Source organism: Acidisoma sp. L85 (assembly GCF_009765865.1).
In the GTDB taxonomy this organism is placed as follows: Bacteria; Pseudomonadota; Alphaproteobacteria; order Acetobacterales; family Acetobacteraceae; genus Acidisoma.
On record NZ_LMUQ01000043.1, the window covers coordinates 44176 to 44982 of the forward strand.

Here is an 807-nt window from a genome sequence, read left to right on the forward strand (position 1 = left end):
CGCGCCGAGGACCCGCCCTTTGCCGCCGGCGGCCGACACGCGGGAGCCATCTTCAGTGTTCTCGCAGTTTTCTCCTTGGCATACTCGTTCCCATGGACCGTCCGGTAAGCAGCCAATCATCGCGAGGTCGGCGAGGTCGGCAGAATGCCGCTAACGGGCCTAGGTCTGGATGGCGGCGGCGCCGATAAAGAGTCCGTCGAAAGTCATAGCGAGCGAACCCCTCGCTCTTGGATATCGAGTGTCAGATCTTGACCGTTGGTTCGATAAACGTCCCGCCGCGCCACGCCACCCGGGCATGCAATGTCATCGAACCTCGACATGACACTCCTGACCCAACACTTGGACGAGTCCTTCATTGGTTGTGAACACGGTGAACTGTTCATCCAGCAGCCATTCTCCGTCACCGTCTCGCGCACCATCGACGATTACGCCTTCGAGGTGCTTTCTCGGCGAATCCTTGAATTTCACATGAACGAAGGTTTCGTTGAGACTGTCGCCGGTCAGCAGAATCCTGCATTGCCCGCGCGTATCCGCGGGCAAGCGGGAGAATGCAGCTCCCAATGATTCGATCTTTGACTCGCGTTCGATCGCCGCGGTCAGATCGGCAGGGGCACCACTATGCGGCCCGCGCGTGAGTTCCCTGAGTTTGGCAAGAAACAATGCCGCGGCCAGCCGCGGTGGCCAGGGCTGCCAGGGCCGAAAGCCCGCCAGAAGCGGCAGTGGATCGGCTATCATCGGCTCCAACTGGATGCCGAGCGTTTCGCGGATTTCCTCCCGTGACCAGCCGGCGACGTGAAGGGCCTCAGA

Annotated in this window: 1 pseudogene; it reads right to left on the reverse strand. The window is 60.8% G+C overall.

The annotated features are described in order from the left end of the window. Positions 1–303: 303 nt before the first annotated feature. A pseudogene (locus GSQ83_RS12525) lies at positions 304–807 on the reverse strand (hypothetical protein); the annotation flags it as partial.